Source organism: Dyadobacter sp. BE31 (assembly GCF_031457695.1).
Lineage (GTDB): Bacteria > Bacteroidota > Bacteroidia > Cytophagales > Spirosomataceae > Dyadobacter.
In genome coordinates, this window is sequence record NZ_JAVDXA010000008.1 from 1 (window position 1) to 25,491 (window position 25,491).

Consider the following 25,491-nt stretch of genomic DNA (forward strand, 5'->3'; position numbering starts at 1 on the left):
GGTAAAATTGTCAGCCCATCAGAATCTCTCAGATCAGAACCTAAATTAGAGGGGTCAGTATGCCCGGTACGGGGTCAGCTTCAACGGAATATCCAATCAAATTACAGTATATTGCGACGATAGGGGTTATAATGTAATTTGAGATGATTTTTGGGTACGTACGGGTTTCGAAGAACGAACAGAATCAGGACCTGCAATTCGATGCTCTCCGAAAGGCCGGGTGCGAGAAGATTTTTCATGAGAAAGTATCGGGTGCGTCGAAGGAGCGCCCCGAGTACGCCAAGATGGTTTCCGAGCTCCGAAAGGGCGATGTAATCGTTGTCTGGAGAATTGACCGCTTAGGCCGGGCCACCTATGAACTCATAAAGCTGATGGTGGAGTGGAAGGAAATGGGGGTTGACTTCCGGAGTATTTCTGAGGGGATTGATACGTCTACTAAGATGGGAAGGCTCTGGTACATGTTGAGCTCTGTGTTTGCGGAAAATGAAAGAGAGATTTTGATGGAAAGGACATTAGCAGGAATGGAAGCTGCCCGCGCAAGGGGCCGAGTAGGAGGCAGGCCAAAAGGACTTACAAAGAAATCTAAGGAGCTAGCAAGTTTGGCTGCGATATTATACCAAAGCAAAAAATACACGACGAAACAGATCTGTGATCAATTGAAGATCGGGAGTAAAGCCACTTTGTATAATTATCTCAGGCATGAAGGAATTGAGATCGAGGGCTGGGAGAGGTCAAAAAGGATGTAGGGACACTACTTATCGCCTCGTAGTTCATTGCGGCCCACAAAAATTCTAACACTGTACTTTTCGTCTGTTTCTGTAGTAATGTCATTGCCGTATATGTCTTGATAGATAAAGCAGACAACTGGCCAGTCAGTATTAAACAATGCCATAAGATTTACTTTTTGCGATTCCCCAGCCATGATTGGTGGGAGCACCTTCTCGGAAAGGTACGTACCATCAGTATTCTTGATCGTCACTCGGGGATTCAAAGCCGGACCGATACCGATGTTTTTTACAACCTTATAGTTTGCACTATCCACTTGGAGAACCAAAATTGGCCTGTTTCGCGCGTCTTCAAGTTTTTGACGTTCTTTTTCTCGATTTGATTCTAAAACGCTAACGTAATAGGTCAGCGCGAAAATCATGATTAAACTAACGACACTTAACCATAGTGTAAAAAAATCACTAAAATGAGCCCAGATTTCCAAATCATGGGATAACTCCAATGACCCAAACATTTGGTAGTACAGATATACTGGAACAGAAATAACAATGAGCGATGCTGCGGTTGCTGCCTGTAGAATTGTTACTTTCATAATAGTTTAATTCGTTTCGAAATTGGGTTCAACCTACCTGTTTCTTACCATTCGTTCATCAACATCTTTTTGCTCTTCTTCGATGGCTCGTTGAATTTCTGTAATTTGCTTCCCTGCCCAAACTTGCAACTTAATTTCCGGAATTTCTTGCCATTTTTTCAACATCGGCAGAAGGGACGAAGGATGCACATTATGCGGTTCAATTAAAGTCCGTGAAACGAGACGGTATTTAAGAGCCTCTAGCACGCCTGAGTGCGAATGGTAAGTCCGGACATAGCTTTCAGTAGCCGGATGCCAAGTTATGTCGCTGTCAACCTTAGAAATAATAGGCAACCATGCGATAACCCACTTGGCTCTGGTGTCCAAGTCCTGCTCAACCCATCGCATATACGTCTCCTTAGCTATTCCAAATATTAGGCCTGGCCCAAGATGGTCGGTGTAGGTAGGCGACAACAAATCGTCGAAAGGTATATTTGTCGTTCGATCGAACCAAGGTAACGCTGATTTCCAAATCTCGTCCGGAAACCGCCCAATCAGGTATTCAAAGCACTTGTAGATTACGTCGTGATATCGACGCGAGTGACTTAATGTCGCCATGGTATCGAACAAATGTACGCCGAGGCGATATGCATCTGTTGAAGTAATAGAGTCTGTACTAATAAGAGACTCGACTAGACTGTCGGTATCGACGTTCGTTTCATCAAATAGGTCAACTGCAAAGAGAACCCGAAGAGTCAGTTCATGAAGTTCTTTTGACCTTTCAGGTTTGTGGTCGAGTACATGGGAAAGGATAATAATTGATGCTACAACGCCTTCTTGACCAAAACTAAGGATCTTATCAATAAGCCGATGCCAGGCCTCGATAGGTAAGTAGCAAAGTTTCTGTAAAAAGTTGAAAATGTTAAAGTCTTGTGGATGAATTTTACCTGAGTCTAATAGATCAATAAAAATTGTCGCATCCTCTGTGTCAAAGCAATATATTTCGTACGCGGACAAGGGATTAATGCTTTGGTTTTGTAGTGTGCCTGATTTTATTAAGTTCGAAATACAGTTTCTCGCTAAGTCGATTTCTTTGAGGGACATGCCAAGGATTATCCCTCTAATAACATCGATATTTGGACTACCTTTTCCCATGCCGAGCTCAGTAACAGCAATGTTGAATAGGTGCGCCGGTGAATTAGAGCATTCCGCTAATTTCTTACAAAAGAACAAGGTGTTCTCTGCATCACTCCAAAGCAGATTCTCGATCAGGGACGCGATGCTTTGGCTATCGTTGACAACCGATTCCGCTAAGCTGTCGAGAATCTGCTGAGAATGGTAATAATGTTCAGGCGAGCGCTCTTCAAAAGTTGTTTCCGGATCTTGTAAACCATGCAGCCATTGTGTGTGTAGCAGGATCATTTCATTGTGGCTTTCGGGAAGAAGCGACTTGTATAACGTTTTGATTTCGTCTACGAAATCAGCTTTAAAATCTTTACTTTGAAAATATATCCATTCATTTAGTTCTTTGATGATTAAGAATCGAGGCATTCTCTCTTCTCTAAAATCGTTTACGAGATCGTGGATGTACGCAGTGTCAATTCTATCCAATAGTACTTTAAAGTGGTCAGTTATTACCTTTCGTGCAAACAGCGATAGTTCATCTTCCTCATTGATAACCTTTTTTAATAGACGAACACAAGAAATAATGTAGTCACTTACTTCTGTCTCGTCAATTGGTTCGTATTCTTTAAGAGGCTTATGGCTTCCTATCTGACCAATGCCAATATGCCATTGCCTGAAATGTGGAAATTGCAACATGTTATCGATTGCCATGATGGATAGTTCTTTTTCTGAACGATCGAGGGATGCTATTCCATTTTCCAAGATTCCTAACCGATCCGCTAAGGATGCCTCCGTGTTACAAAAATGAATTTGGAATAGTCTTTTGAACTGTCGGCGTGAATTGTTGTCAAATTGGAATTGAGCTTCACCAATTGCAAATTTTCGAAATCTCATGACAGCACGATGAAAATACTTTTTAGGAAAGAGTAATTTCCCAAATGCTTCTACGATCCAAGTTCTTCCCTCGATTACGCTTTCGATTTCCGCGATACTGGCTCTATCGATGATTTTTTCAAGAGTCGTCAATGCCGCATCTGGATTTATGTGAACTAACCTATAAAAGCATTCTGCGCCACTGCTGTTTGAAATCGCAGCAAGGTTTCCGAAATTCTGGTGCTGTAAAAGTACATTAGCAAAATGTTGCGCTTCAGTCGTTGTATCAATCCATTGGAATCGCCGCAATAGGCTCAATTTAAGGCCGATAGGGGCTATGTTGAAGAAAGTAAGAAGTTTTCCTTCAGGTAATGATCTCACACGTTGCTGAGCAAGGATTGCCGCAAGTGGTATTGGATTTATCTGCCATAGGTCGCCACGATGCCCTACAATACCTCGATCTATAAACCTACTGATATGTTGTATGAAATCGTCCTCTGTGACAGATAGTAAATGAGTCGCAATAAACTCAGCCTCACGCCCCCATCGCTCAGAAAAGCCTACCCAATCAAACAGACATAGCGACTCGATTGATCGTTGAACTGCATGATCTGGTACATCTTTGTTCCATAAAATTCTTAAAATTAACTCCTGTACTGACGTTACCAAGTGTTTCTGATTGTGCGCTTGTTCGGCAGCCAAGATGGCCATTCGTGGGAAGCCCTCAGACAGTTTAATTATGAAATGAACGTCATCTGCGGCTAAGTTTGGCGTTTTGGATCTAATTATTCCAAACAGAAGATTGTTCGACGCCGGTTGCATGGAGACTGTTAGGGTTCTTGTAGACCTGTGAATTCCAGTTTCGATGTCAATTGTAATTATACGAAGTTTGGACCCAGTATAGTTGACAAACTCGACGAGCTTTTGGTGCAGTTCATCAGGGCACTCATCTACAATTAAGATGGTTGAGTATTGAAGTTCCGCAATCTCGAGAGCCAAAGATCGTATTTTGTCGTCTCCAGTATATTCGGTATATACTATTTCACTTTGGTGAACCTTTTCGCCAATTGTATCCAATTTGTTGAAAATTTCATAAGCAAATCGAGATTTTCCATACCCAGATGGGCCGCAAATCCTGATTGATCGTATCCCGTTTAACTCAAGTTGTTCATATATTAATTCGCGAATACTATCAAAATCAAGAATGTTTCGATCGCCGTTTTTATCGTCTTTAATATTGCTACCGGTTATCCAGTATCGCTTTTCTTTATCGTTGACCCACTTATTATTTGCAACAAGCTTTCCCAACATAGTATGTGTATAGAATCCCGAATATGGACGGGTTCTACCCTGAGAATTTAACCAGAGCGCAACACTTGGGTGTGACATTACCCAATCAGAAATTTTATTCGCATCGTAAAAGTGCACTTTGTTAGAATCAATTTTTTTTCCTCCTGCAGCGACAATTTCACAGATGGATTTTTCTAACGTTTTAACTTTCTTTTCTACACACGGTAAAGAGCACAATATCAGATAGTCTGAGTTCGTTTCAATTGCTTCGCAGATTGCCTTATTTAGATACTTTTTCCCCTTTTTACCTTTTATTATCTCCCGTTCAATGTCAGAGGTGTCGAACTTCTTAGCTGCTTTTATCTGAATAATGCATCTATTTGATGGTAAATAGTTAGTATGACTAATTTCAGATTTCCACTCAATTCTCGCATCTTCGCCCCCGTCTGGAACTGTAATTTGCAGGGGTACGCTCATCGCCCTCAATGGTATGTTGAGATAACGGCTCTCTGCGAACAAGAGCAACCTTGTCAGACTAACCAATTGTGTACTATTGAGTTCAGCTATTTGAGACGCGGATGAATTGAAGATCATTTAAGGGCTGAGTTAATTTTTGATACGACGGTTAGATGCCATTCAATACCAGAACATTGGACTTTTGGAAATTATAGAATTACTTTATACTTGTGACTTCAAAAAGGTAGTCTAGTTAGCTCTAATTGAATATTGGCGTGCCGTCTGTTTGGATACGGTAGTCAAACAATACTTCGTCGTATAAAAAGCGATTTGTCGCCGCTTCCACGTGGAGAATTTTTATAGCACAATAGAAACCGTTGACATTTCTGAACACAGCAACCTGCCCCGAATAAATCGTCCTGGATCGGGATGTATAATCAAGCTTGGAAGCATCTCCGACGCCTGAGATAGCAGACTGATTACCTGCGGATGCGACAGAATCTATTGTATCTGAGTCACTAAGAACGTAGATTACTCCTGTCCCTGCGCGGCTAAACTGTATTTCAAATAGGAGGTTTCCAGTTCCTACGTTGTAAAGTCCATCATTATTTGAGTAATCGAAATCTACTGTTCCCTGGATAGATGGCGATGAGAATCTTTCATTTTTTGCCACTAAACGCTGTTGACTAAACATCTCGATATTTCTGAAAGGATTTTTACCTATTTCTGGTATGGGTAAAATTGGTTCGTCCAATAATTCTCGTAATAAAGCGATGTAGTTTGATTCATAGAGACGTTCATCAGTAAAATCAATATACATTCGCCCTTTCAAGCATGTGGGCGTTTTTGATTTTTCCGCACTTGTTCGAATAAGCGGGAGTACCCAGCTGGTGTTTTGATTGTCGAGCAGTTCTGCCGTGAATATTGTTTTTTCGTATCCAGCACCGCCTTTTCCGTTGTTTGCTTTGTCATTGTAACGATCGGTACAAATGCAGACCACCCGGTTTGCTTTGGATAAGCCAAGCTCCATGAACAATGCCAGATTTGACCCTATCCGAAGATTCCATTGATCAAGGATGACGTCTACGCCATTGGATCTAAGTCTACTTGCGAGGCGAAGGACCCAGCTTTTATGTTCTTGGCTGTCGTGGGAGTACGATATGAAAACTTTGGGTGCTTCGTAACCTTTATCCTCATTTTCAAGATTTTCCACTGGTATTGTTTTGAGTTTTACGGATTTGTTGGTCTAGTTGGCAAAGATGTTGTTTTGAATATTTTCATAAGAAATTAATTTGCTTATCAAAAGATAGATATCGTCCCTGTTTTTCAAAGTGTTTCCTCCTATTGTGGATTCATTGTCGGCTGACAACAACCACTTAATGATTTGTTTAAGTGTTTCATCGGTATCAACTATAATGTACTCTATATCAGTAGATTCAAATTTCAAATTTTCGAATTTTCCATACAAGTCACGTTTGTTTTTGTGGAATTCCCATACGTATTTTGTGAAGAAGTTTTCGATATTTTGTTCAGGAAGAAATCCGGCCCGTTTTCGCCAGAAAGAAAGGTCTCCATAATATGGCAATCGTTCAATTTTACCTGGAATGTAGCGCCACTCTCTCTCATCGTAAAACGTGTAGTCTGGAAATTTAGGTTCACTTGATTTAAAGGCGCCTCCGTAGTTATAGTCGCCTACGATAGGTTTAAAGTATAAGTCTGCTTTTAATACTATTTGTTTTTCCACTTCATTGCGGAAGGAAGTATAAATCTCGATATAATCTCTTCGATAGGCAGATTCGGTAAATGCGCTCAGTGTCTCTGTTGCCAGTAAATCTTTGAAAGCCATTGATGCGGTCGCTGTCGAATCCCGAAATGGCCCGTCAGGGTCTGAGTATATTACGGGTGAGCAATTTTTTATGCCCCAGGCTCTCGAAAGACCAAGGCCGAACGGGGTTCGTCCTCCATATATTTTTACATGATTTTTAACTAACGAGATTGGAATGTCACAAAAGCATACCATTGGGATTGCAAGGGCGAATTTTGCGTGTTTGTTTCTCCCCTTCAAGATTGAGTTAGTTTCGATAGAAACGTTTACTCTGAAGCCATTTGAAATTATGCTTTGAAATTTTTCGATATTGTTTGTGAAGTGAAATAATGCGGATGAACTTATTGGCATGGCGAAGGTTTACGGTTGAGACTATTTCGTATATTTCGAGGTGGCTTATGCACTTTTCAGAATAGAGAAAATTGAGATGGGGTAGCTTGGTCGTCACCCAGTGGCGGCAAATTTTCATACCGCCAAAATTCAAATTTTGGCTTCCCGTCCGGCCGCGGCTTCGTTGCTCTGATACTAAAAACCGTGTGGTAGTCCAGTGCTTCCGATGATAGCATGAAATCAAACAAAGCCTTCATATCCGCATCCGTAAAATGCTCCGAAAGCCAAAACTCTTCCAGCTCTGGCGTCAGAAACAGTGGCATCCGGTGACGAAACTCGCCGTCGTTATGAATGTTCGCCATGAGCTCATTAGCCGTCCGCGTAAGCATCCCAAAGCTTGCGCTCTGTCTTTTTTCACCGGCTGGTCCGATCGATTCAATGACTTGAAACAGCCCTGGCAGAAACTGCATCTTGCGGTCTTTGGGCCAGATGTAGTAGGGTACTTTCTTTGCCCAGCCTTGGATCGCACGATGCTCATAAGTACCTGTTACTGGAATAAGACACCGGTTCCGCCGGATTCGATGCGCGTAGGAGCGGGTGTCACCCAGCACGCGCTCGGACTGGATGTCGGCCATTTTGGTACGGCGCTTCCGACGCTCGACTGGGTTTTTCTCGTAGACAGGATCCAGCGACCATTCCATTTCAGAGAGGACAAGTTCTGTTCCCTGGCGCGTGATCACCGGGTACTCAGGAAAGGCAAACGAGCTGATGTGATCATAGATGGGCGAGTCTTGGACAATTCGCTTATCTTTGATTTTGGGAAAAACCTCCTTGGTCACCTCAATATCGCTGTGAAGGGATATGTCGTAACAGAGCTGACGTCGGAGAAGGTACTGCATCATATATAAAAGGGTGCTTATCTTATCATTTCATACAGGTCAAACTCATGCTCGGGCCCGTTCGCTGTGACCGTGGCTTTAAGCCTACCGAATTTCAAATCGATCTGGATCACGATCGCATCGTTGGAATTGACCGGCATATGAGCTTTGATGTAAGATATCATATTCCGCTGATATAATTTAATCATTTTCTTGTTCCAGGTCTCTTCCCGGAAGGTGCAAAGGAAAAGGCTGTACCGGGGATCGTTGATCAGCGCGGTGATCTTTTTGATGTCAGCAGAGAGATTAAGCAGCTTTCCTTCCTTGTCCGAGAGCTGGGCGGCATGCGCTTTGCCTGATTTCTCGTCCTTATAGGGGGTTGCCATAAAGCCAAAGCCTTCTTTGATCCCCGGCCAGTTGAATCGTTGCAACACGATGAAATGGTTGCCGTGCTGAGTGATGCGCCGGATCATGGGCAGGTTCAGGATTTCGAAAGGGTTGTAAGCGGCTACCATGGCACAGAATACGGGTTAACGGAAGTTACGCCCGGAAGGAAAGATTTCCAATTGCACGGGCTTCTTTCGGACCTGGGTTTTGCGGTTAACAGCCTGGGAGACATATTCATCTTTTTCATCGGCGCGCGAGAGGGTCAATACATCCGGATCTTCATCTTTTTGGTTGAGATTTCGCAGCAGCGGGGACATATCATAGCAGCGCCGGACGACCACATGGATCACTTCCCCTTCGATTTGCAGCTTGCCTTCAACCATCAAAAGCCGCGAGCGAAGGATCTCCTTCCGATATTTTTCGAAAAGGCTCTGAAAGACCACCAGGTTAGCCACACCTGATTCGTCCTCGATGGTGATAAAGCAAACCCCGCCGGCAGTTCCCGGCCGCTGGCGCACGAGCACCAGGCCTGCAACCCGGACAAACTGCTTGTCGCGTAGCCCCGCAAGATCAGCAGTCTTGAACACCCGTTTGGCGGCAAGATCTGGTCGTACAAAGGAAACCGGATGCGCTTTCAGCGAAAGCGAAGTGGACATATAATCCTGCACAACATGCTCGGAAAGCGAGAGCTTTGGCAGCTCGACCGGGGCTTCGAACTCGCTAGCTGACCGGTGACCTTTAAAAAAAGCGCCCATCGGCCGGTCGGAGAGCGCTGTCGCCTCCCACATGGCCTGACGCCGGTCCATTCCCATCGATCGGAACGCGTCTGCATCGGCGAGCTTTTCCAGCGCTTCCTGCGATACGCCCACATCCCGCATTAAATGGATTGCCTTGTAGGGCCCGGTGCGCCCGGCGATCAAAGCCAATGCATCTCTTTCGGCCAACCCTTTCACCTGCCGGAACCCCAACCTGATCGCCCTATATTCCCCTTCTGGTTCTTCGAGGGTGTTGTCCCAGCTGGAAATGTTCACATCCACCGGCCGCACTTTCACCCCGTGCTTTTGGGCATCAATCACAAGCTGGGATGGCTGGTAAAAACCCATAGGCTGACTATTTAATAGCGCAGTGGTAAACACATCCGGATAGTAACACTTCATCCAACAAGAGACGTACACCAAAAGCGCGAAGCTGGCCGCATGGCTTTCGGGAAACCCGTAGCTTCCGAAACCTTCCAGCTGCCGGAAGATCCGGCGCGCATATTCTTCCGTATATCCACGTCCGGTCATGCCGTCGATTAGCTTTTTTTCAAACTGGGTGACAAGCCCGTTGAGCTTAAAGGTTGCCATGCTGCGCCGGAGCTTATCAGCTTCGGCAGGGGTGAAGCCCGCCGCGACGATCGCGATCTTCATCGCCTGCTCCTGGAACAGGGGAACACCCAGCGTGCGGCCGAGAATGTCTTCGAGTTCCTTGGAAGGATATTCGACCGGCTCTTCGCCGTTCCGGCGGCGCAGGTAAGGGTGTACCATATCCCCCTGGATCGGGCCCGGCCGGACTATGGCGACTTCGATAACCAGGTCATAGAAGTTCTCGGGCCTGAGCCTGGGCAGCATCGACTGCTGCGCCCGGCTTTCGATCTGGAAAACCCCGATCGTATCAGCATGCGAGATCATCTCATACACCTTCGGATCATCCTGTGGCACCGTGGCCAGCGTGTAAGTTTTCTGGTAGTGGTTTTTCAAAAGGTCAAACCCTTTGCGGATACAGGTCAGCATGCCCAAAGCAAGCACATCGATTTTCAGAAATCCCAGCGTATCGATATCGTCTTTGTTCCATTCGATATTGGTGCGGTCTTCCATCCGGGCGTTAATGATCGGGCAAAGGTCGGTGATTTTGCCCTGGGTGATCACAAACCCGCCCGTATGCTGGCCCAGCTGGCGCGGAAAGCCCATGAACTGCTTGGTCAGGTCCAGCACTTTCAAAAGGTGTGGGTCATTAGCGTTAAAGCCTTGATCGGAAATCCGCTTTCCTTCAAACCACTCATCGGTAAACTCCCAGATTGAGCTGGAAAGTTTGTTTATCGCATCGACCGACATCCCCATCGCTTTGGCCACATCGCGCACCGCACCCTTCTGGTGGAGCTGGGTGACGGTGGCCACGATCGCTGAGCGGTCACGGCCATACTTCTGGTAGATGTACTGGATTACTTCCTCCCGGCGCTCATGCTCAAAGTCTACGTCGATATCCGGTGGCTCGTTACGGGCTGATGATATGAACCGCTCGAACAAGAGGTCAAACTTGGTCGGATCAACGCTGGTGATGCCAAGGCAGAAGCAGACGGTCGAGTTGGCGGCAGAGCCGCGCCCCTGGCAAAGGATGCCGCGCTCACGTGCGAAGCGGACAATATCATAAACCGTCAGAAAGTAGGCGGCATAATCCATTTCAGCTACGAATTTGAGCTCATGCTCGATCGCGGCCGCTACTTTTTCCGGCACCGGTTCCCCATAAAAATCCCTGGCACCTTTCCAGGCCAGGTACGTCAGCTCCTGCTGCGGGCTGCGGTCGCCGCCAGTGATTTCTTCGGGATACACGTATTGCAGTGTGTCGAGCGAGAAGGTGCAGGCTTCTGCGATTTCCTGCGTGCGGGCTATGGCGTCGGGATACCCCCGGAAGATCCTGAGCATTTCGGCCTGGTCTTTCAGGTAGCGCTCCGCATTCTGGTGAAGCCGGAAGCCGGCATTGTAGATTGTGCATTTCTCACGCACGCAGGTAACGATGTCTTGGAGCTGCCTGCGGTCCGGGTGATGGTAATGCACATCGTTGGTAGCCACCAGCGGAATACCCAGGCGCTTTGAGATTTCAGAAAGCCGGAAGAACTTTTTGACATCACTTTCCACGTAAGAGCGGGTAGCAGCCAGGTAAAGCTCACTGCCCAGCTCCGCGCGGTACTCGCGCAGCGCCCTTTCAAAGCCCGGATCAAACCCAAACGATGCATTCAGCGTCATTGGCGCAACGGCAATGAGCTTCATTCCTTCCGCATGCTCATAAACATCCCTTCGGTAGAGATCACATTTTCCTTTCTCAGTCCTTCGGTTGCCCAAGGCCAGCAGCGCCGAAAGCCGCGCGTACGCGGGCTTGTCAGTAGGGTAGGCCAGAAGGCTGGGCCCATCGATCAAGTCCAACCGCGCCGCCGGGATAATATCAAAGCCTTTGCCGCGTGCAGCTGAGTGCGCGCGCACGATCCCGGCCAGCGTGTTCCGGTCTGTAATGGCAATCTTGTTATAGCCGTAGTGGATCGCCTGCTCGACGAGCTCTTCGGGATGCGAAGCGCCGCGAAGGAAGCTGAAATTGCTGGTTACCTGTAATTCGGTGTACTGCATGGCAGGGGAAGGTTTTATGCGAAAAAGCCGTGGATGAACCACTCGGCGGTGAGCTCTTCATTGTAGTGGCCAAGCCGGAAGATCCAGTAGCGGCCTCCGTGCTCATCTTCGACAGCGTAGTAGTCGCGGTGCATGCCGCCCGTGATCCACCATTCCTGCTCGATCCGGTTTGGCCCGTCCGCCTTTTTAATCCGGTGGATATCGCCTTTATAGCGGAAGAGCATAGGCGGGTAATCCGGTACCGGGGCCGAGACAATGATCCGCTCGGGCTCTGCCAGCAGCTGCACCGGCCGGTGCTGGTCGGTCCGCCATTCTATTTCCGGCTGATCGGTTAGCGAGTTGGCCTCGGTGATCGCGCGCTCTGGCCAGTGGTGTTGGGCGGGAAGGTAGCGGTGGATGACGCCAGTGCCCGCCCGCGCTGAAAGCCGGTCGATCAGCTCTGCGATTCGCGTAATCTTATTACCGGTGTTTAAGTCCCATAGCGCTTCCTGCCCGTTAGCCAGCGGCTCAGTAACCGGGGCTTCCATTACAAACAGTTCAATGCCTAAGGCTGGCTCGATGCTGGCAACTTTCAGCTCGAAAAGCTTGAACATATGCGAGGCGCTACATGAGGGCCCGCTGGTGCCGATCTGAATCTGCTGGATCTCTCCGTCGATCCGGTAGCAGCGCAGCACCGCCTGCCGGGCTCCCTGGCCGTCTTTGACAAGGCGCTCGCAGAGCTTTTCCAAAAGCTTCTGGATCGCGATCTCGATGCCAGCGGCCGTCTGGATTGGTTCCAGGCTGGAAAGCCGCTCCTGATAGGGCTCACAAGGATGTACCGGCTCAAAGGCCTCGTGTGTGTTGCCGAGCGCTTTGCCGATCTGGTCGAGTGTGGCCTGGCCAAACCTTCGGCGAAGCACCGAGGGCGGCATATAGATAAAGCTTTTAATCTGGTAAAGCCCGAGCTTCTGCATTTTCTCAATGACTGGGGCCGGTAACCGCAGCGCATGCGGCGGCAGCGGCAAGAGCGCAGACAACTGTTCGCCTGGCGCTATGATCGGGAAACTCCGCGAGTAGCGAGATACCGCCCAAGCCGTGCCGATCGTATCAGCCATAGCGGTACGCACATCATAGCCAGAGGATTTCAGGCGCGTTGCAATGTCTTTCAGGTAAGCTGCTTCTGATCCCCAAAGGTGCGTGCATCCGGTAGCGTCCAGGATCAACCCGTCAGGCAGGTCAACGGCCACCAGCGGCGAGTAGCGGATCGCCCATTCCGCCAGGGCGCGTAGCAGCTTTTCAGGTAGGGCCTGGTCATAGTCGAGTACTTCCAGGTCCGGCTGCACTGCGCGGGCGTCGGCGAGCACCATGCCCGGCTCGATACTCAGCTTCAAAGCATCCCGGCTGGATGCTTTCACCACCATCCGGTTACGCTCCTTGGCGGCCAGCACAAAAGGTTTGCCTTCCATCTCTGGCCGGGTGAGCAGCACGCGGTCTACCAAAAGGTGCCTAAGCCATATCGCCACATATCTTTTCATGACCGCTATCCAACCTTGGATATATACTGGTGAAAAGAAACAGAGTCATCAACGAGCTCGAAATTGCCATCGCGGAATTCGAGCGACCAGCTGCCTGGCTCGCCGTTACGTACTTTTTCGATCTCTACCTGCCAGCGTGGGAACCCGATGCCAGGTAGAATTTGGTCTTCGACGCCGGGGAGCGGGCTGATCCGCCAGCGGCAGACGGCGGCAACTGGATTTGCAAGGCGAGGGGACACCCTGTGCAGAAGGCCGGTCACCTTGCTTTCTTCGACGGTGAGCTGTAACCGGCGCGACTCGGTCAGGTTGAGCTCTTTGATCTCACCGACAACGACCGACAGCGCGTCACATTTGAGCGCTTCCTCGATCGCCCACAGAAGGTCTTTGTCTTTTTTCAGATCCACGAAGATCACCCGGTCCGGTGAGACGCCAAACTGGCTCAGGCCGAAAGGGTAAACTGTGCGGCGAGTGCCCACCCAGACGCAGAGCCCGTCCTGTTTCATCATCTTACCGGCTAGGGCGGCCATAAAGCCCGATGTGGCCGCGGTTTGCTCTGCTGACTGGCTGATAAACTCATGCATTCCCACGCGGGGGAATACGCTCTGCGGGAAAGCTTTCATTACCGGCCCAAGGCCAAAGTCGTCGTGTTTGACGCCCAACGCCGGCGCACGGAAGCCCTGCAAAGCGGCGATGTCGCTTCTGAGCCTGGCAACCAGCTCACTTTTTTTTAATGCAGTTTCCATAATACTAATGTTTTACTATATTTGGTATTAATAGTACCATTGACGTGATTTCAATAATAACATTATGCCATGACAAGCGCAAAACTTTTTTTCGGTAGCAACATCCGGTTTCTCAGGGAGCGAAGGAAACTAACCCAGGAAGATTTCGCCGAGCAGCTGGGCGTCACAAGGGTGAAACTTGCTGCCATAGAGGCTGGAAGAACGGAAAACCCGTCAGCGGTTGACCTGATCAAATTCTCGGATTTTTTCGGGCTATCGATCGACAATCTTTTTCGCATCGATCTGCGTGGGGTAGGGGAGCTGCCGTTACGGGAGCTGGAAGCGGGGAATGAGCTCTACATCAAAGGGACGAACCTTCGGGTGCTGGCCATTTCGACAGATAAAGCCAATAAGGAGAACGTCGAGTATGTGCCGGTGAAAGCCAAGGCAGGTTACCGGAGCGGGTATGCCAACCCGGAATTTATCGCCTCGCTGCCGAAATTCTCAGTACCAGGCCTTCCGCAAACGGGAACATTCCGGATGTTTCCGACGACCGGCGACTCGATGCTGCCGGTGCCCGAGGGCGCTGACGTCATCTGCCGGTATGTCGAGGACTGGACGGCCATAAAGCCGGGGACGCTATGCATTGTGATCCTGGACGGTGAGCAGGACTTTGTTTTCAAGAAAGTGACGGTTCTTCCAGAAGAGAATAAAATGCTTCTGGAATCGCTGAACAGGGCGTATGAGCCGTATGAGATCAGCGCTGGCGACGTGCTTGAAATCTGGAAATTTCACAGCTACTTTTCCAAGGATGTGCCGGAAAGAGTCTCAGAGGTGCAGCACATCTCGCAGACAATGGACACCATTTTGAAGCAATTAAACATGATACAGGAAAAAATCGGCATCATTCCTGATAATAGTAGAATATAAGGATTTTGTAAGGTTGAATGCACAAACATCAATTGTTGTCACCTTGAACTGAATGATTACTTGGTAAATTCAATTAGATTGGCTAAAATTTACGGAAATAATTCTATTGCCACATGCCATTTTCAATCGAACAAGTCCGGGCGATGTTGATCAGTGTTAATCTACCCGTCGATCAAACCGGACTTAATGCTCTGGTAGAAGGCTTGATAAATTTTCAAAGCGATCAGGCAGTCCTGGGTCGATACGAACACCTATTGAAAGTTCCAAAATATGAGAGCCTGGACGTGTTCGAGTCCAAGGCTCATGCCAAGCAATTTAACGCCACTCTCCAGAGTAGTAATCTACTTCCCTACGGGGATAAAGCAATTCGCTATGATGACAAATCAATAAGTGACCTTTTAGCATACAATATAATCACCTCCGAAGATGTCATTGGTGAAAATGAAATTCGATTTGATCCAATGCCTAAGATGCTACATCTAGTAACATCGAAGTTTGGGGCTACCAACCATAGCAACAGCATTTATGTTGACGAGAATCGTGCTCTTGAATTTGTTGAATATTTTAAAGATTTTTCCCTATTAAATTGGGCCAAGATACAAGAAGATCCAAATTTTCCATTATCCTACGATGTTCTAATGGCTGGAAAGGATCTTTGGGACTGGGATAAAATTTCGGCATCGGGTAAAATTAGATTTGATGAATTTACAATTGACCTGCTAAGTGAATTCCTCAATTTCTCAATTTTGTGTAAAAACCCTCATGCTCAATGGAACAACAGCTTGATAGAAAAATACCAAGACAAAATCAACTTTAAATCATTAAGCTCCAGTCCTTACCTTCCATTTCATCACGATTGGAGATACTTCTATGAATCTAAGCTTGATCTTCCGAGTTTGGTCAAAAATCCAAGAGTATATTGGGATTTAGAGCTCTTTGAGCGATATATAAAACCCACATTTTCAGATAATTACCTAGTAAAAAAGGATGATATATTCTTTCAACTTATTTCTTATGGTCGGCTCTCTACATCTGTAATATCTGAATGTGAGAAACTATTAGATCAAAAGATAACTATTGATCGCTATGTAAGAAGAAACTCAGATGGTTACAGAGATTATTCCACTGAACATAAATTATGGGAATTCTTCACGACTAATCCCAATATCTTTTGGGATGATGAATTGTTTCTTCGATATTATAAAAAGATAGAGATTAGAGCTATAAGAGGTAAGATTAGATTATCCGTTAGGAGCTTATCCGAATTGAAAGACTATATTGTACCATATAATACTGGTGATATAGAAGATTATGACGGAAATGTAGACGTGTATCCAGCTCAACCATTGTTTGAAGTTATAAAAAATAAATGTTCCATATACGGGTTAAACTATGACAATTTCTTGAAAAATGAGATATCTTGGTGGGGAACGTTTAACAGTAACGAATTTTTAAACCCTTCAATCAACGCAATTCTAAAGAGGTACTTTGGCATTCGTGACGAACATTTGTTAACTGTGGCAAGGTGAGTTTTCTTTTTTTATTTGTTTAAGTATTTGTAAATGCTGACCGTTGCTTAGGTCAGCTTCTCTAAGAAGGGAAGAAGCTTCTGCCCAAATCAGCAGTTACCATTTCATAGTGCTGATATTGTAAGTATGGGGAAACTGTAAATCTAGGAATTCGATTCCTAACCTTACAAATTCTATTTAACATAAGAAAAGTTATAGAAATTCGGCAGCGGCCCGACGATTTGGCCGACCAAGAGGCCCGGCGTCCAGGGTCGCACCAAACGGGCGTTTATTGCGACCAGAACCATTTCTGATTTTGTCCTGCATCAATTAAACTTAATGAACTCCTGGATGCTCTTCCAAATCATTATTAGTGATATCCCCATGATCATCACATACAAAAATGCCTCGTGGCGGACACGACCCGACCCAGGAAGAGCAGCCGCCCCACTCGTTAAATCCAGCCTGACCTCTATACTATCGGCTTTCATTGTGCTGCGAAAAAACTTGCTCCCACAGGTGAAATCATGTTCTACTCCTTGATATTCAGCATATATGTGATTTGGAAATTTCAATGTCCCCGCACCTCTTTCCCGACGTGTAATTTTCATGTACACCAATTTCCCCCTGCTTCCTATTTTATCCTTTCGGGCGGCATTCCGGTACATCCCAAACGTCAAGAAAATTAATAATAAAGCTAATCCCAGCGACAGAATTAGCCAAAACAACCTGTACTTTTTATAATCTGCCGCTGGCTCTGCGCTCATAAAATCAATCACTGCCGATTCAAAAAACAATAGAACTTAAATAACCGTATCGTCTCAGAGCTTCGAGTAGGTGTAAAAACCTTCAAAACTCAAATCTTCATCCAGATCCGGCCAATGGATACCAAAGGGGGATAGCTCAAGTTTCTGACGCTCTGCCAGAGAGCCATTGAAGAGTTTAGGAAACCATTTTAGCGGCTGACTCCGCTCTTCTCCAGATGTCGTTTGGATAAAGATGCACTCATCCTGAAACCAAACAGATTTAACGCTAATTTCCTTATCCATGCTCGTCCAATTTTAATCTGATCCTTATCTACGCATATTCTTGCTTTGGGCCACCAGGTATGAAACCAAGACGACCATGTTGACTGGGATATAGCAAGCTACAATCACCATGATCGTTTGATCTTGTAAATTTTCGACTGCGTATCCGAAAGCAATGAAGCACAGCCCTAACAAGCCTAAATAACTCCCGCCAAGTCTGGCTGCTTTCTCTTTATCAATGATTTCACCTCCTTTGGGGACATTGCTCAGCCAACCGACTTGTCTGAAACGCCAGATAGCGATACCCAACAAAATCACCAAAATACCTACCGATGCCAATATCCAGTTCATACCTGTTAATTTAGCGACCAACAAATAAACAAACCCCGACCCATAGAACTCCGATCACCGACACCATAGCGGTCTTCCACCGCCCAGGCCAGTGCCGGATCGAAAAATAAAGCGCTACTTCCACGGCGAAACCTGCTGCACCTGCCAGCAAAAAATACCGGAGCGGCAGCCTATCGGTTGAAATAATTCTCTCCAATGATGAGTAAAACATCGAATACAAAAAGTATCCGATAATCATAAACCGCGACGCGTCCCGTGATAGCTCTTCCTTTTGGGCCTGATCCATGCTCTGTACATTTTATTGCTTGAAATACAGCCAAGTCCACATCACCCCGCCTATCAATGCCAGCGCGCCGGCGATCAGCTTGTTGGTGGCCGGCCTGGGCACCTGCCGGATTGGCACTCCATTCTGGAATGCGCCCTTGACCTGCATCGGCTACTGGTAATGAGTATTGTATGTCATATTTTTTAGCAACTAAAGTGATTTGTTTAACACTTCATTACCTCTTTTGAGGTTTAAATTTTCTCACACTCGCAAATGTAACTGTTAGTATGATTCCAATTTATTTAACTGAATCTTTCTGGGCACCAACTTGGAAAAGCTCATTAAAGATGGCCGCTTTTTGTATAATTGCCTGCCGGTCAAAAACATCATTGGTACCTTTGCGAATTTCTATAAGTCCGAACCACCCAGCAAAATGCTCAACAAAGCGCCATCTGTAGATCAGTGCTGGTTCCAGGTAAAAACCTTCAAACCGTGTTGAGGGAACTGGTTCCTGCAAATGGGGAAATGCCTGAATGACTTTGGAAGCGTAGAAGCCTGTCTCTTTTTCTTGGGCTCCATACCGGTGCAGCAGATAAATCGAATACGCCCAGCCGAACTGGCCGATCTGGGCATCGGCTTGATCCAAGTAAGCCCAATTAAATTGCGTGGTATACGTGTCAAATACCTGCCAAAATAGAATATTGCGCTCTTTGGACAACGATTTTTGGCCTGATTGAGTAAGCGATAATGCATTGCCTCGCTTTTTGACATCGGGGCTTATTAGGATGCAGGCTTTCAAAGCCTGTATGAAAGCCACATTATCCTCGGAGATCTTTTTCGTATAACCTTTTTGTATATCGTCTTGTATTAAAAGCTTGCGCTCATACAGTTCACGACAAACCGACACGGGTAAATTTCCTTTGGGGGTCAGCTTAATTGGCCCATTTGAAAGCATCCCGTAAAGAATTTCTATTAGACAAAGAAAGGGACCTGGTCTATGGTCGTGTCAGCAGGTGTTGGATGCCGACGGATAATGGAGCCGTGGCCGAAGGGGTCGTTAAGGAGCAGATGCATCTGCTCGGCGGACAGCCCATCAAATCCGGCAACCGGTTTTCGGTTGCGATTTTGCATAAAAGCGCTCAACTTTTGGTTGAGCTCCTCTTGAGACCAACGTCCCCCGGCCGCATCGGGGTGTGCGTCGAGAAACTCCCGCATGATCTCGTCAGCGAACCCCATAACAGTTGTGATTATCTGGCTGTAAATATAGTAGTCCTGCGAAGTCATGCCTAGCGGTTAGGCTAAATTTCAACAGCAGGTCGTGAGAACCCTGTATGCCGCAGTCAGCGCGTGGGTGGAAAATATGGTCCCACAGACCCCCTTATTCCGTGACGGATTGACGATTCTAGGAATGCCGGAGCTCCTGGCACGGGAGCTCGGGCATTCCTAGAATGCAAGTCAAGAAGGCTGGCATTGCTTGACTAGTATACCTTTTAATTTAGCCATGTCGTCAGCAATCTTCTTGTCGACAACTTTGGCATATTGCTGAGTCGTTTTGATGTTTCGATGCCCAAGCATTTTAGAAACGCTTTCTATCGGAACTCCATTGGTAAGAGTAACAGTAGTGGCAAAAGTATGTCGCGCCAAATGGAATGTGATGACTTTCTTTATACGGCAAACATCTCCAATCTCTTTCAGATAAGAATTCATTTTCTGGTTTGACAGAACGGGGAGTAACCTGTCTTTTGCAATGCACTCAGCGAAGCCGGCGTATTTGTCGAGCACAATTTGAGCCATCGGCAAAATTGGAATACGCGACGGAGTATCTGTTTTCTGTCTTTTTATTGAAAGCCACTTTTCGCCGTCTACGCCGTCAACAATCTCGGAACGTTTGAGCTTGTAGACATCGGCATACGCCAATCCAGTGTAGCAGCAGAAAATGAAGATGTCTCGGACGTGCTCAAGTCGCTGATTATCGAAATCCCTGTTTGAAATCGTCTGAAGCTCAGCCGGAGTGAGCGCCTCCCTATTGACTTCTTTCAACGTTATTTGGTAGTTTGCGAATGGATCTCGCACTAGCCAACCCTTCTTGACACAAATGATGACGATTTTTTTGAAATTCGTCAGGTATTTCATTGCCGTGTTGTGGCCTAGCTGCTTTTCCGCCTTCAACCAGAACGCATATTCTGATATGAAGTCGTAGTCAAGCTTTGTGATATCAAATTCAGTCGCTTTATATTTCCACTCAATAAATGCCTTTGTGTGGTCGAACGAGGTTTTGTACCGTCCAAGCGTTCCCAAGGCATAGTCACTGCCTACCATCCGCGCCAATTTCTCGTTGTGATCCCGAAAAACTTCAAGGATATCTTTCGATTTGTCCGACACACCATTAATTCTGTTCCGAAGCTTTTCAGCACTCAGTTCGACGTTCGATTCCAGCATCTGCTTTTGAATGTCATACACTTTGAGTTGCATGCTGTCGAGATAGCTATTCAAAACTCGTGCATCTTCCCGTGTCCCGTTTTTGCGACCTGTAACCGAATTCCATTTTTCCGGCTCGCATTCTCTCTTTGTGGAAATCTCAAATCGTTCGCCATTGGTTGTTATCCGCAGATATATCGGTAACGGGCCTTTAACATAGCCGCTTCTTTTTTTCAGGTAAAAGAGCGTTGTGAGGTTTCTAGATAACATAATGATAGTTTTAAGTGAATTAAATCTACTATCAATGCCGTCAAAAAATCAAGATGTTTCCTTCGTAAACAGGTTGTAATTCAGTGTGTTATATCGGTTCTGGTGAGCAGATTGTTTACTTTGACAATGCTCACCAAATGCTCACCAGAATATTGGGTAAAATTGAATATTCTGGCAGAGGCTTAAAAAAGAAAAAGCCTGTAAATGACTCATTTACAGGCTTTTGTTGCTTTTTGTTACTCTTATCAGCAGAGAGGAAGAGATTCGAACTCTCGATGCAGTTACCCACATACTACCTTTCCAGGGTAGCCCCTTCAACCACTCGGGCACCTCTCTATCGGGCTGCAAAGATAGCAAAGGGATTGTTGTTTCCAAATGCAAATTGCAGAATTAGTGCCGGAAAATCATACACTCATTTCTCCGCGCAGCGGCTTGCCGAGCATGTCGATGCAGGCGCCGCCGCGGCTTTCGCAGGCGAAAACGTACATCATTTTGGTGATGGCGGCTTCGGCGGTAATGTCCGAGCCGCTGATAACGCCGATCTGTTGCAGGAATTTGCTGGTTTGGTACTGGCCTTGCGACACGCGGCCACCGTCGCATTGGGAGACGTTGAAGATCACAATGTCGCGCTCGATGGCGTTGCTGATCGCATTCAGGAACCAGGGCTCGGTGGTAGCGTTGCCGGCGCCATAGGTTTCGAGGACTATGCCGCGCAGGCCTGCAATGTTCAGGATCGATTCCACCACTTGCTGGCTGATGCCCGGGAACATTTTCAGGAAGGCCACGTTGCTGTCAAAAGCCTTATGCACTTTCAGCTGCAAGCCGGGTTGGTAAGGTTTGATGTACGGCAAGTTGTACTCGATGTTTACGCCTGCATTCGCGAGGGCAGGGTAGTTTTCGGAATGAAATGCATTGAAATCGGAGCTTTCCTGCTTTTTCGAGCGGTTGCCCCGGAGCAAGTGCGAGTTGAAATAAATACAAACCTCGGTAATGATAGGATGACCTTCGGCGTTTTTGGCTGCCGCTAATTCCAATGCCGTAATCACATTCTCCCGCGCGTCCGAGCGGGCAACGCCTATGGGCAGCTGCGCGCCTGTAAGGATGACGGGTTTGTTCAGGTTTTCGAGCAGGTAACTCAATGCAGATGCCGTGTAGGCCATCGTATCTGTGCCGTGCAGGATCACAAAGCTGTCGAACTGCTCGTAATGCGCCTCGATAATGGTCGCCAGCTCGATCCAGATCGACGGATGCATGTTCGATGAATCGATCGGCTCGGACAGCGAGAGGAAAGTAATGTCAAAATCGAGTCGGCTGATTTCAGGAACTTTCTCGATGATCTGCTGGAAATCGAACGGGACGAGTTGCTTGCCCTTCGTTTCGTATACCATTCCCAGCGTGCCTCCGGTGTAAATTACGAGCACGGAACCGACCGTCGGTTCGGGGGATATGGGGTTAATGTGTATTTTGGTATAACTCATTGTGCTACTTTTTTGAGCATGCTTTTCGCATTCGAGGTGGTGGCGGCGATCACGTCCGCTTTGTTCATTTCTTTCAAATCGGCTACGCGTTGGGCTACGAGATCAATGTAAGCGACTTCGTTGCGTTTGCCGCGGAAGGGAACGGGCGCGAGGTAAGGCGCGTCGGTTTCAAGCACCAAATGCTCGATATCGACGTGGGGAATCACTTTGTCTAATCCTCCATTCTTAAACGTAGCCACGCCGCCAATGCCGAGCTTGAAACCGAGTTCAATGGCCCTCTGCGCTTCTTCCAATGTGCCTGTGAAGCAGTGGAAAATGCCGGTCAATGCGGGATCAGCGAAATCTTCGATGAGTTTAACGGTTTCCCAAAACGCGCTCCGGCTATGAATGTCGATCCAGAGGTCATGCTTGCGCGCGAGACGGCATTGGTATAGAAATGCTTTTTCCTGCTGTTCTTTGAAGGTAACATCCCAAAAAAGGTCCATACCGATCTCTCCGACGGCGATGAACTCATATTTGCTCAGCCATTCCTCCATGATCTGTAATTCTTTTTCAAAACCTTCCTTCACATAAGTGGGGTGCAGGCCGATCATCGGGAGGCATTTACCGGGGTATTTTTCAGCGAGTTCGAGCATGCCGTCGATGGTCTCGTGGTCGCAGTTGGGCATCCATATTTGCTCTACACCGGCATTCCAGGCGCGGTCGAGCATTGCGGTGCGGTCTTCGGCGTAATCGTCGCTGTATATGTGGGCGTGGGTTTCGATCATTTTTTTGTGCTTTAAGCCTTAGGCTATAAGCTTTAAGCTTTTTTATTGTTGAAAAAAATGGGTGATTATGCAAAGTATGTACAGCAATAGCTTAGGGCTTATAGCTTAAAGCTTACAGCCTAACGCATTCCCAAAGCTTCAAACCTGTAACCGCGTTCCGTAAAGTGTTCCAGGTAGCGGGGGAGGGTGTGAAGCATGTTTTTGGACGCCTTAATGCTGTCGTGAAAGAGCACGATAGAGCCGGGGCGGGTGTGTTGGATGGATTTTTTTAAACAAATTTCAGGGTTGATCTGCGGGGAAAAGTCGCCACTGAGCACGTCCCACATGATGATCTGTTTATCGCGCAAAACCACTTTCGACTGGCTTTTCTTAATGCGGCCATATGGCGGACGAAAGAGTTTGGTCTCGAGGTTCAGCTGCTGCGTGCATTGCCGGATGTTTTCCAGGTAAATGGCATCCTCCGTTTTCCATCCGTTCATGTGGTTGAATGTGTGGTTACCAATCGAGTGCCCGCCGTTTCTTACCATTTCATACACATCGGGGTGTTTGAGTACGTTATTGCCAATGCTGAAAAACGTGGCTTTGGCATCGTATTTGGCCAATAATTCCAGGACTTGTTCGGTAATGTCGGGGATAGGCCCGTCGTCGAATGTGAGGAAAATACTTTTCTCTTTCGTAGGAATATGCCAGGTAAAACCGGGGAAGAACGCTTTCAGCCAGAATGGAGAATGATGCAGGAACATGCTGTCGATGAAATTTGCACTTCAAATATAAAGGGATATAAAACAAGAAGCTGCCGGGTGGGGCAGCTTTCTTGCAATAACAATATATAGAGGCTGGCTTAAACCTGTACCGCTTACGCGTGTGCAAATACAGGATTCAGCATCGATACAGCCTTGGCTTCAAGGAATGACTCGCCCATCAGGTACTCGTCCACCGAACGCGCCGCTTCACGGCCTTCGGAGATCGCCCAAACAACCAAAGATTGTCCGCGACGGCAGTCGCCTGCTGCGAAGATCTTCTCGTTGGAAGTCGATTGGTACCCGTTGGTTTTGATATTGCCGCGCTCGTCGAATTCCAGGTCGAGGTCGCTCAGCAGGCCTTCTTGCTGCGGGTGCAGGAAGCCGGCTGCCAGGAACGCCAGGTCACAAGGAATGGTGCGCTCGCTGCCTTCCACCTCTCTCATTTGCATACGACCTGTCTCAGGGTCTTTCTGCCAGTCGAGGTCGACGATTTTCAATGCGGTCAGATTACCATTTTCGTCACCGATGAATTCTTTGGTGTTGATAGACCAGTGTCTGTCGCAGCCTTCCTCGTGCGAGGTCGACGTGCGGAGCATCATCGGCCAGTTTGGCCAAGGCGTGCTTGCGTCGCGCTCTTTCGGAGGGATAGGCATGAGCTCGATCTGCGTGACGGATTTCGCACCGTGACGGCCCGAAGTACCTACGCAGTCGGAACCTGTGTCACCACCACCGATTACCACTACGTGCTTGTCGGTAGCGAGGATTTCGCCGTTTGCATAAGCCACGCCGCGGTGATCTACCACGCGGTCGATACCGGCTACGCGCTTGTTCTGCTGGCTCAGGAATTCCATTGCGAAGTGTACGCCTTTGAACTGGCGACCTGCGATTTTTACGTCGCGAGGAACGGTCGATCCCATCGTGAGCAACACAGCGTCGAATTCATTTTGCAATTCTTCGGCTTTGATATCCACACCCACATTCACACCGGTACGGAATTCAACGCCCTCAGCTTCCATTACCGCCATACGACGGTCGATAATGCTTTTGTCGAGCTTGAAATCAGGGATACCGTAGCGTACCAGACCACCGATTTTATCCGCTCTTTCGAGCAATACCACCGAGTGACCGGCCTGGTTCAGCTGGTAAGCGGCCGCCATACCCGCAGGCCCCGAACCTACCACGGCTACTTTCTTGCCGGTGCGGGTTTTCGGAATGCGTGGTTTAACCAAACCTAATTCAAATGCTTTTTCGATGATCGATTTCTCGATGTACTCGATTGCTACCGGTGGCTTGTTGATGCCCAACACGCACGATGCTTCGCAAGGAGCGGGGCAAATGCGACCTGTGAATTCAGGGAAGTTGTTGGTAGACGCTAATATTTCGTAGGCCAGTCCCCAGTTTTCATCATACACCGCGTCGTTGAACTCGGGGATGATGTTGCCCAGCGGACAACCATTATGGCAAAAAGGAATTCCGCAGTCCATACAACGGGCTGCCTGCTGTTTGGAATTAGAGTCGGTCGGTGCGGTTTCAATCTCACGGTAGTCCTTCAAGCGCTCTTCTACGCTTCTTTTTTTCGGCAACTCCCTTTCAAACTCTAAAAATCCGGTTGGTTTTCCCATTCTTATTACTGATTTAAAAAATTCTGATAGTTGATCT

Annotated in this window: 22 protein-coding genes and 1 tRNA gene; 3 read left to right on the forward strand and 20 right to left on the reverse strand. The window is 47.3% G+C overall.

All coding sequences use genetic code 11. The features are described 5' to 3' along the window. Window positions 1–143 precede the first annotated feature (143 nt). Window positions 144–746, forward strand: a complete 603-nt coding sequence (locus tag J2Y43_RS29940) for a recombinase family protein (RefSeq protein ID WP_309991377.1) — start codon at window positions 144–146, stop codon at window positions 744–746. Window positions 747–751: 5 nt separating this feature from the next. Here J2Y43_RS29940 and J2Y43_RS29945 read toward each other — a convergent pair whose 3' ends face one another. From J2Y43_RS29945 to J2Y43_RS29985, 9 genes are all read right to left on the reverse strand, one after another. Next, window positions 752–1,318 (reverse strand): hypothetical protein, encoded by a 567-nt coding sequence (locus J2Y43_RS29945; RefSeq protein WP_309991380.1) that lies wholly within the window; start codon window positions 1,316–1,318, stop codon window positions 752–754. A 33-nt stretch (window positions 1,319–1,351) separates the two neighbouring features. After that, window positions 1,352–5,062, reverse strand: a complete 3,711-nt coding sequence (locus J2Y43_RS29950) for a hypothetical protein (RefSeq protein ID WP_309991383.1) — start codon at window positions 5,060–5,062, stop codon at window positions 1,352–1,354. Between the two features lie 238 nt (window positions 5,063–5,300). Then, on the reverse strand, window positions 5,301–6,254 hold the full coding sequence (locus J2Y43_RS29955; protein WP_309991386.1) for a toll/interleukin-1 receptor domain-containing protein: 954 nt from the start codon (window positions 6,252–6,254) through the stop codon (window positions 5,301–5,303). A gap of 33 nt (window positions 6,255–6,287) precedes the next feature. Further along, window positions 6,288–7,217: an abortive infection system antitoxin AbiGi family protein gene (locus J2Y43_RS29960; RefSeq protein WP_309991389.1), complete on the reverse strand. Its 930-nt coding sequence runs from the start codon at window positions 7,215–7,217 to the stop codon at window positions 6,288–6,290. A gap of 56 nt (window positions 7,218–7,273) precedes the next feature. Beyond that, complete coding sequence (locus J2Y43_RS29965; RefSeq protein ID WP_309991392.1) at window positions 7,274–8,098, reverse strand: SOS response-associated peptidase family protein; 825 nt, start codon at window positions 8,096–8,098, stop codon at window positions 7,274–7,276. A gap of 14 nt (window positions 8,099–8,112) precedes the next feature. Next, on the reverse strand, window positions 8,113–8,589 hold the full coding sequence (locus J2Y43_RS29970) for a hypothetical protein (protein ID WP_309991395.1): 477 nt from the start codon (window positions 8,587–8,589) through the stop codon (window positions 8,113–8,115). Window positions 8,590–8,604: 15 nt separating this feature from the next. Next, window positions 8,605–11,838: an error-prone DNA polymerase gene (locus tag J2Y43_RS29975; protein ID WP_309991398.1), complete on the reverse strand. Its 3,234-nt coding sequence runs from the start codon at window positions 11,836–11,838 to the stop codon at window positions 8,605–8,607. 14 nt (window positions 11,839–11,852) lie between these two features. After that, window positions 11,853–13,352, reverse strand: a complete 1,500-nt coding sequence (locus tag J2Y43_RS29980; RefSeq protein ID WP_309991401.1) for a DNA polymerase Y family protein — start codon at window positions 13,350–13,352, stop codon at window positions 11,853–11,855. A 5-nt stretch (window positions 13,353–13,357) separates the two neighbouring features. Further along, a complete protein-coding gene (locus tag J2Y43_RS29985; protein ID WP_309991405.1) occupies window positions 13,358–14,095 on the reverse strand; it encodes an Error-prone repair protein ImuA in 738 nt (245 codons plus the stop codon). 69 nt (window positions 14,096–14,164) lie between these two features. Here J2Y43_RS29985 and J2Y43_RS29990 point away from each other — a divergent pair, with 69 nt between their 5' ends. Beyond that, the gene (locus J2Y43_RS29990) at window positions 14,165–15,004 is read left to right on the forward strand and encodes a LexA family transcriptional regulator (protein WP_309991408.1); all 840 of its coding nucleotides are present in this window, start codon (window positions 14,165–14,167) and stop codon (window positions 15,002–15,004) included. A 113-nt stretch (window positions 15,005–15,117) separates the two neighbouring features. Next, on the forward strand, window positions 15,118–16,533 hold the full coding sequence (locus J2Y43_RS29995) for a hypothetical protein (protein WP_309991411.1): 1,416 nt from the start codon (window positions 15,118–15,120) through the stop codon (window positions 16,531–16,533). Between the two features lie 800 nt (window positions 16,534–17,333). Here the strand turns inward: J2Y43_RS29995 and J2Y43_RS30000 are convergent. The 11 genes from J2Y43_RS30000 to J2Y43_RS30050 all read right to left on the reverse strand — a co-directional run bounded on the left by J2Y43_RS30000 (window position 17,334) and on the right by J2Y43_RS30050 (window position 25,454). After that, on the reverse strand, window positions 17,334–17,561 hold the full coding sequence (locus tag J2Y43_RS30000) for a DUF2442 domain-containing protein (protein ID WP_309991416.1): 228 nt from the start codon (window positions 17,559–17,561) through the stop codon (window positions 17,334–17,336). A 24-nt stretch (window positions 17,562–17,585) separates the two neighbouring features. Further along, window positions 17,586–17,891 (reverse strand): hypothetical protein, encoded by a 306-nt coding sequence (locus tag J2Y43_RS30005; protein WP_309991417.1) that lies wholly within the window; start codon window positions 17,889–17,891, stop codon window positions 17,586–17,588. Between the two features lie 298 nt (window positions 17,892–18,189). Beyond that, the gene (locus J2Y43_RS30010) at window positions 18,190–18,324 is read right to left on the reverse strand and encodes a hypothetical protein (protein WP_309991420.1); all 135 of its coding nucleotides are present in this window, start codon (window positions 18,322–18,324) and stop codon (window positions 18,190–18,192) included. Between the two features lie 130 nt (window positions 18,325–18,454). Then, the gene (locus tag J2Y43_RS30015; protein WP_309991422.1) at window positions 18,455–19,111 is read right to left on the reverse strand and encodes a hypothetical protein; all 657 of its coding nucleotides are present in this window, start codon (window positions 19,109–19,111) and stop codon (window positions 18,455–18,457) included. A gap of 17 nt (window positions 19,112–19,128) precedes the next feature. Further along, the gene (locus J2Y43_RS30020) at window positions 19,129–19,440 is read right to left on the reverse strand and encodes a hypothetical protein (protein WP_309991425.1); all 312 of its coding nucleotides are present in this window, start codon (window positions 19,438–19,440) and stop codon (window positions 19,129–19,131) included. Window positions 19,441–19,611: 171 nt separating this feature from the next. Next, complete coding sequence (locus J2Y43_RS30025; RefSeq protein ID WP_309991428.1) at window positions 19,612–20,844, reverse strand: site-specific integrase; 1,233 nt, start codon at window positions 20,842–20,844, stop codon at window positions 19,612–19,614. A gap of 249 nt (window positions 20,845–21,093) precedes the next feature. Then, window positions 21,094–21,180 (reverse strand) — tRNA-Ser (locus J2Y43_RS30030). A gap of 68 nt (window positions 21,181–21,248) precedes the next feature. Continuing rightward, the gene (locus J2Y43_RS30035) at window positions 21,249–22,322 is read right to left on the reverse strand and encodes an asparaginase (RefSeq protein WP_309991431.1); all 1,074 of its coding nucleotides are present in this window, start codon (window positions 22,320–22,322) and stop codon (window positions 21,249–21,251) included. Further along, entirely contained in the window at window positions 22,319–23,089 is a 771-nt protein-coding gene (locus J2Y43_RS30040; protein WP_309991433.1) for a TatD family hydrolase, read from the reverse strand. Before J2Y43_RS30040 ends, J2Y43_RS30035 begins: the two co-directional genes overlap by 4 nt. A 119-nt stretch (window positions 23,090–23,208) precedes the next feature. Next, window positions 23,209–23,832: a polysaccharide deacetylase family protein gene (locus tag J2Y43_RS30045; protein ID WP_309991435.1), complete on the reverse strand. Its 624-nt coding sequence runs from the start codon at window positions 23,830–23,832 to the stop codon at window positions 23,209–23,211. Between the two features lie 113 nt (window positions 23,833–23,945). Further along, window positions 23,946–25,454 (reverse strand): glutamate synthase subunit beta, encoded by a 1,509-nt coding sequence (locus tag J2Y43_RS30050; RefSeq protein WP_223408298.1) that lies wholly within the window; start codon window positions 25,452–25,454, stop codon window positions 23,946–23,948. Window positions 25,455–25,491: the final 37 nt, after the last annotated feature.